Source organism: Rhodoferax sp. LB1P47 (genome assembly GCF_056521445.1).
Window position 1 is genome coordinate 67,971 of sequence record NZ_JBWMAU010000017.1, and the last position, 7,163, is coordinate 75,133.

Genomic DNA, 7,163 nt, shown 5'->3' on the forward strand with positions numbered 1-7,163 from the left:
ACGGGTTTTGTGACATAAGGCCGTAGTTCCCACAATTGCCTAGGGTTTCTACGGGGGTAAATTTCTGGCTGTTCTGTCTCCCGTGGGGGCAGCTATTTATTTATCTAGAAAGGTATGCAGCATGCGTACAGACAGCACGGCCGCCAAGAAGCCGCTTTACAAATCCCTTTATGTGCAGGTACTGGTGGCGGTGGCCATCGGTATCTTGCTGGGCCACTTCCGCCCCGAGCTGGGCGCGCAGATGAAGCCGCTGGGCGATGGCTTCATCAAGCTGATCAAGATGCTGATTGCACCCATCATTTTCTGCACCGTGGTGGTCGGCATTGCGGGTATGGAGGACATGAAGAAGGTGGGCAAAACCGGCGGCCTGGCGCTGTTGTATTTTGAAATCATGAGCACGCTGGCGCTGATCGTCGGCCTGGTGATGGTCAACCTGGTGCAGCCCGGTGCGGGCATGCATATTGATGCCAGCACGCTGGACACCAAGGGCATTGCGGCCTACATCGCCCCCGGCAAGATGGCCACCACCACCGACTTTTTGCTGAACGTGATCCCCAGCACCGTGGTGGATGCGTTTGCCAAGGGCGAGATCTTGCAGGTGCTGCTGTTTGCCGTGCTGTTTGGCTTTGCGCTGCACAAGTTTGGCGGGCGCGGCACGCAGGTGTTTGACTTCATCGAGAAGTTCTCGCACGTGATGTTCGACATCGTGGGCATGGTGATGAAGGTGGCCCCGATTGGCGCGTTTGGTGCGATGGCCTTCACCATCGGCAAGTACGGCGTGGATTCGCTGGTGTCGCTGGGCAAGCTGATGGGCACGTTCTACGGCACCTGCCTGATTTTTGTGTTTGTGATTTTGGGCATCGTGTCGCGCCTGCACGGCTTCAGCATCTTCAAATTCATCAAGTACATCAAAGAAGAGCTGCTGATCGTGCTGGGCACTTCGTCGAGCGAATCGGTGCTGCCGCGCATGATGGAGAAGATGGAAAACGCCGGTGCCAAGAAGTCGGTGGTCGGTCTGGTGATTCCCACTGGCTACTCGTTCAACCTGGACGGCACCTCTATCTACCTGACGATGGCCGCCGTGTTCATCGCCCAGGCCACCGACACCCCGATGACCATTGCCCAGCAAATCACCTTGCTGCTGGTGCTGCTGCTCACCTCCAAGGGCGCAGCGGGTGTGACGGGCAGCGGCTTCATCGTGCTGGCCGCCACCTTGTCGGCCGTGGGCCATGTGCCGGTGGCCGGGCTGGCGCTGATTCTGGGCATCGACCGCTTCATGTCCGAAGCCCGCGCCCTGACCAACCTGGTCGGCAACGGCGTCGCCACCCTGGTGGTGGCCAAGTGGACCGGCGACCTGGACATGCAGCGCCTGGATGCCGCCATGAACAACCAAACCTGGGAAGAGGCCAACGCGCCCGAAGTCATCCTGGACCAGAAGACCGCCAAGATGGATGTGTCGGGCCACTAACCTATATATGAAATGTGCTACTAGCGCATATTAAATATGCACTAGTAGCTATTAAATATATAGCAATTTAAAAAGCCATCGCAAGTTCTCTTGCGGTGGCTTTTTCAATGTGCGGTGATGATTTCGCGGTGCATCGGGGCCAGTTTGGCCAAGAGCTGGTTTTGTGCAGTAAACGCAATGCCGTGTGCATCCATCGTGGTTTGCAAAATCTCCACCAGCAGGTGGAACTGGGCTTTGTCGATGCCCAGCTGGGCATGCGAGTTCTTCATGGTTTCGCCGTCGTACACGCAGGGCCCGCCGCTGACCTCGCACAGCTGCTGGGTCAACTGCTCTTTCAGGTAGCTGGCCTTGATGTTGTCAAACATTTTGCCGATGCGCGGGTTGGCTTTCAGGCGCTCCACAAAGTCGCCCACCATTGCGGTGATGCCGGGTTTTTCGCCCAGCGACTGGTACAGGGGGCTGGTTTGGGCATGTGCGGTGCAGGCCAGTACCAGCATGGCAGCGGCGATCCATTGCTTCGATACGGTCATGGTGCAGGTCCTCAGAATGCGATTTGGGCAGACACATAGCCGCCGGTTTGTTTGCGGCCCGACACCAGCGCGGGGACGATGCGCCCCAGGTCTACATAGGCCAGGGTGAGCGAGAAGTTTTTGCTCGGGGCCCAGGCGATGAACAGGTCTTGCCAGTTGTCTTCGCGCAGCGCGCCCGAGTTGGCGCCGAAGACGGCGTTACCCACTGGTTCCAGGTTGTTGGGTTTGAAGCGCACTTCCGCACCGATGGCGAGGTCCTTGCGCAGCTGGTAGGCCACGGAGAACTCGGGCAGCAGGCGGACTTTGTCTTGCCCCAGCGCGCCGCCAAAGCCCAGCAGGCCGTTTTGGTTGGCCTTGGTGGCCCGCAGCGTGCCGTTGAGCAGCAGGCCTTGGGCCAGCAGCAGCTTGGTGGCACTCAGATACACATCGGTGCCGGAGGTCTTGGCCCCCAGGGCGCTCAACACCGGCGCCATGCTGCCGGCGTGTACGCGCTTGTGTTGCAGGCCCACGGCGATTTGCGGCATCCAGCGGTCGCTCTCCAGCACCGCATCGCCCGCCACGCGTAGCTTGGCACCAAAGATGTCCATCTGGATGTGCTGGCCGGGCGTGACACCCAAGGCGGCCAGTGCCGAGGTCGGCCCGGCGTTGAAGTCTTGCCGGGCCAGGGACAGTTCCAGCCGGTCGTGGATGCCTACCGCTGCACCGGCCACGTTCAGGCCGTAGTCTTGCGTATGTACGTGGGTAAGCGCGGCGCTGGCACCGATTTCACGCGCGGTGGCGTTGCTGCCCACCACGGCCCAGGGTGTCAGGCCGCCGCCTGCCGCACCATCGATGCTGCTGACACCGCCGGTCAGCAGCAGCTTGCCGGTGTCGGCATGGATGCCGGGGCTGCACAGGGCTAGCGTTGCGGTGGCTAGTGCAGTGGTCCATAGATGCATAAAAACTCCTCGTGGTTGGGGCCTGGAATGCATGGCTTTATTTGTACCATGCCTGCCTGTGCGCCCCATTTTTTGGTGCCCCGAAAATACCCCAAACCCTGGCTTTTTGCCATGTGCCCGACGGACAAATTCAACCTAGGTACCCTCCATGCAACATCCTTGGCACGCCCACTACTCCGTCGGAATGCCGACCGCCATAGCCACCTCGGGCCCGCAGACGGTGGTGGCGCTTTTAGAGCACAGTTTTGCCACCTACCGCGACAGCGATGCCTATGTCTTCATGGGCCATACGCTGCGCTATGGCGATGTGGATGCCTTGTCCACGGCGCTGGCCGCCTGGCTGCAAGCCCAGCCGCTGGCGCAGGGCGACTGCGTGGCCATCATGCTGCCGAATCTGCTGAGTTTTCCGGTGGCGATGGCGGCGGTGCTGCGCGCCGGATTCGTGGCGGTCAACATCAACCCGCTGTACACGCCGCGCGAGTTGCAGCACCAGCTGGTGGACTCCGGGGCCAAGGCCATCGTGGTGCTGGACCGCTTTGCGCCCACGCTAGAGGCCGTGATTGCCCACACCGATGTGGCCACCGTGCTGGTGGCGGCAGGCACCGATTTGCTGGGCCTGCCCGCCGGGGCCGCGCTGCCAGCGCTAAGCCCTGGCGGCAGCAGCTTTGTCGAGGCGATTTGGCAGGGCCGCAGCCTGCCGTACCAGCCGCCCGTGCTGCGCCCCAGCGACCCGGCGGTGCTGCAATACACCGGCGGCACCACCGGGGTAAGCAAGGGCGCCACGCTGCTGCACAGCACGCTGATCGCCACCCTGCTGGCCTCGGAAGCCTGGATGCAGCCCGGCCTACAGCGCCAAGTGCGCAGCACCCAGTTCACCATCGTCTGCGCGCTGCCGCTGTACCACGTGTTTGCGTTTGTGGTGTGCAGCCTGCTGGGCATGCGGGCCGGGGCGCGCAATATCCTCGTCCCCAACCCGCGCGACCAAACGGCGATGATTGCGCTGTTAAAGCCCTACAAACTGCACATGTTCCCGGCGGTCAACAGCCTGTTTGGCGCGCTGTTGCAGCACCCCGACTTTGCCCAGCTCGACTTCAGCGAACTCTGCATCAGCAACGGCGGCGGCAGCCCGGTGCAGGCCGCCGTGGCCCAGCGCTGGCTGCAGGTCACCGGCTGCCCCATCACCGAGGGCTACGGCCTGTCGGAAACTGCCGCCGCCGTGGTTTGCAACCGTACCGATCTGGCCGTGTTTACCGGCGACATCGGCCTGCCCATGCCTGGCGTACACATCCGCATGGTGGATGACGATGGCCAGGACGTGCCCCAGGGCCAGCCTGGCGAAATCGCCATCCACGGCCCGATGGTGATGGCCGGTTACTGGAAGCGCCCGGCAGAAACTGCGGCCGCCTTCACGGCCGACGGCTACTTCCGCAGCGGCGACATCGGCGCGATGGACGCGCAGGGCCGCATCTGCATCATCGACCGCAAAAAAGACATGCTGCTGGTGGGCGGCTTCAACGTCTACCCCGCCGAGGTGGAGGCCGTGGCGGCCAGCCACCCCGGCGTGCTGGAATGCGCGGTGGTGGGCGTGCCCGATGCCGCCACCGGCGAGGCCGTGCGTGCGTTTGTGGTGCGCCAAGACCTCGCCCTTTCTGAGGCCGACCTGCTGGCCTTCTGTGCCACCCAGCTCACCGGCTACAAACGCCCGCGCAGCGTGGTGTTTATCGACGCGCTGCCCAAGTCCGCGCTAGGCAAGGTGTTACGCCGCGAGCTGCGTACGGTTTAAAACAGCCAACCCGTCTGTGCTTCCAAATGCATAGCTGCTTGCGCATGTGGAATATGCGCCAGAGCCGTATTTGGAGCTAAATCTGCCCGCACCAGCGAACCCACCCGCACCCCCAACAGCCGCAGGCGTTTGTCCAGCGGTGCGCGCTTCAGGCACTGCCCGGCGGCGTGGCGGATGGCTTTGGCATCGGCCGTGGGGTGGGTCAGCGTGTGGTCGCGGGTGGCGGCCTTGAAATCGTCATAGCGCAGCTTGATGCCGATGGTTTTGCCCACGTAGCCCTTGCGCTGCAAATCTGCCGCCACCTGCTCGCACAGCCGGGTGAACACCGCACCCAGCTCGGCCCGGTCGTGCACCGCGTGCAGGTCGCGCTCGAAGGTGGTTTCGCGGCTCATGGACACGGGCTCGCTCTCGGTCACCACCGGGCGGTCGTCGCGGCCGTGGGCCGAGGCATGCATCCACGCCCCGGTGGCGCGGCCAAAATGCGCCACCAGCCACTGCGGGTCGGCAGCGGCCAGGTCGCCAATCGTGTGCAGGCCCAGTGCCGTCAGCTTCTCGCTGGCCTTGGGGCCAATGCCGTTGATCTTGCGGCAGGGCAGGGGCCAGATCAACGGTTGCAGGTCGTCCGGCCCGACGATGGAGATGCCGTTGGGCTTGTTGAACTCGCTGGCCATCTTGGCGATCAGCTTGTTGGGCGCCACGCCCACCGAACAGGTCAGCCCGGTGGCATCCAGCACCGCCTTCTGGATCAGGCGCGCTAGCACCCGCCCGCCCTCGCGCTGGCCGCCGGGCACCTCGGTGAAGTCCAGATAAATCTCGTCCACCCCCCGGTCTTCCATTAGCGGCACGATGTCTTGCGCAATGGCCTTGAACTGGCGTGAGTAGCGGCGGATTTCCTCAAAATCGACGGGGAGCAAAATCGCCTGCGGGCACAGCTTGGCCGCCTTCATCAAGCCCATCGCCGACCCCACCCCAAACTGCCGCGCCGCGTAGGTGGCGGTGGTGATCACGCCGCGCCCCACGTAGTCCTTGAGCTTGGGGAAGTTGCCCACGGCAATCTCCGCCAGCGCCCGCCCCGCCAGAGCCTCGTCCTCCTTGCGACGCCCGCCGCCAATCACCACCGGCAAGCCCTTGAGCTGCGGGTAACGCAGCAGCTCCACGGACGCGTAGAACGCGTCCATGTCGAGGTGGGCGATGCGGCGGGGTAGGGGGGTCACAGCACCAGCCGATCCAATGGGCTGGTCGTACCCCTTGCTGCCACCTTGAGAACATGGGTGTAAATCATGGTGGTAGACACGTCGCTATGGCCCAGCAACTCTTGCACCGTGCGGATGTCTGTGCCCGCTTGCAACAAATGCGTGGCGAAGCTGTGGCGCAGAGTGTGTACCGATACGGGTTTGCAAATGCCTGCCTGCGCAACCGCTTTCTTCAAGGCGCGTTGCAAGCGTTCTTCGTACAGATGGTGTCGCCGCTCCACACCGCTGCGCGGATCAATGGACAAGGTGGGCGACGGAAATACCCAAAACCAAGCCCATGTGTAGCCCACTTTGGGGTACTTTGCTTCCAGTGCGTGCGGTGTTTCGACCCCGCCGCGCTGGGCTTGGCGGTCAGCTTCCCACGTGGCCCGTGCCGCCAGCATTTGCGTACGTAATGCCGGGGCTAGCGACTGCGGCAGCATCACCACCCGGTCTTTGCCGCCCTTGGCCTCGCGCACGATGATGGCGTGGCGGTCAAAGTCCACGTCTTTGACGCGCAGCCGCATGCCCTCCATCAACCGCATGCCGGTGCCGTATAGCAAGCGCGCCAACAGTGCCGTTTCACCCTTCATGTACGCCAGCAGCCCGGCTACTTCGTCTTGCGTCATCACGCTGGGAATACGCCGCTTTTGGGTCGGACGGTTGATGCCGTCCATCCACGGCAGATCCATGTCCAGCACTTCACGGTACAAAAACACCAGGGCACTCAAGGCTTGGTTATGGGTGGATGTGGATACGCGGCGCTCGGTCGCCAGCATGGTGAGAAAGGCTTCAATCTCCGGCGCACCCATCAATCTTGGGTGCTGCATCTGGCCACCCCGGCCATGCCAGCGGATGAAAAACCGAATCCAGTACAGGTAAACCTTTTCGGTGCTGAGGCTATAGTGCAAGTAGCGAATCCGCTCCCGCACCTGGTCCAGTATCCGGGTGGATTGGAGCGGAGGCGTGCCGGGTTTCATGGAAATTTTATAACTGTTTTTTTGTACAGTATACTGGTCTAATAACCAGACTGCAAGCCACTTCCAGGAGATTTCAATGGATGATTTAAACCTCAGTAGCCGATTTAAACCGCAAGGTTTGCGGTGTACATCACGTTGAACTAAACCGCTGACGCGGTGACTGGTCATCACAGGCCGCCACCGCGTTATGCATTGCGCAGCACTTGCACACAGGGGCGATGAGGGCAAGCCT

Annotated in this window: 6 protein-coding genes; 2 read left to right on the forward strand and 4 right to left on the reverse strand. The window is 62.3% G+C overall.

What is annotated here, in order from left to right; genetic code table 11:
• Positions 1 to 121 precede the first annotated feature (121 nt).
• The gene (locus AC0969_RS16690; RefSeq protein ID WP_479625281.1) at positions 122 to 1,468 is read left to right on the forward strand and encodes a dicarboxylate/amino acid:cation symporter; all 1,347 of its coding nucleotides are present in this window, start codon (positions 122 to 124) and stop codon (positions 1,466 to 1,468) included.
• A 104-nt stretch (positions 1,469 to 1,572) separates the two neighbouring features.
• Here the strand turns inward: AC0969_RS16690 and AC0969_RS16695 are convergent, their stop codons facing one another.
• Both AC0969_RS16695 and AC0969_RS16700 read right to left on the reverse strand, forming a co-directional pair.
• Positions 1,573 to 1,998, reverse strand: coding sequence for a group I truncated hemoglobin (locus AC0969_RS16695; RefSeq protein WP_479625282.1), 426 nt, complete (start codon positions 1,996 to 1,998; stop codon positions 1,573 to 1,575).
• Between the two features lie 11 nt (positions 1,999 to 2,009).
• Positions 2,010 to 2,936 carry a DUF3034 family protein gene (locus tag AC0969_RS16700; RefSeq protein WP_479625283.1) on the reverse strand — a complete coding sequence of 309 codons (927 nt, stop codon included), beginning with the start codon at positions 2,934 to 2,936 and terminating at the stop codon, positions 2,010 to 2,012.
• A 148-nt stretch (positions 2,937 to 3,084) separates the two neighbouring features.
• Between AC0969_RS16700 and AC0969_RS16705 the strand changes: the two genes are divergently transcribed.
• Positions 3,085 to 4,719: an AMP-binding protein gene (locus AC0969_RS16705; protein WP_479625284.1), complete on the forward strand. Its 1,635-nt coding sequence runs from the start codon at positions 3,085 to 3,087 to the stop codon at positions 4,717 to 4,719.
• On the opposite strand, the gene dinB is transcribed toward AC0969_RS16705, so the two are convergent.
• The gene (gene dinB, locus AC0969_RS16710; protein ID WP_479625289.1) at positions 4,716 to 5,897 is read right to left on the reverse strand and encodes a DNA polymerase IV; all 1,182 of its coding nucleotides are present in this window, start codon (positions 5,895 to 5,897) and stop codon (positions 4,716 to 4,718) included. The two genes, AC0969_RS16705 and dinB, sit on opposite strands and share 4 nt — an antisense overlap.
• A 32-nt stretch (positions 5,898 to 5,929) precedes the next feature.
• Positions 5,930 to 6,931, reverse strand: coding sequence for an integron integrase (locus tag AC0969_RS16715; RefSeq protein ID WP_479625285.1), 1,002 nt, complete (start codon positions 6,929 to 6,931; stop codon positions 5,930 to 5,932).
• Positions 6,932 to 7,163: the final 232 nt, after the last annotated feature.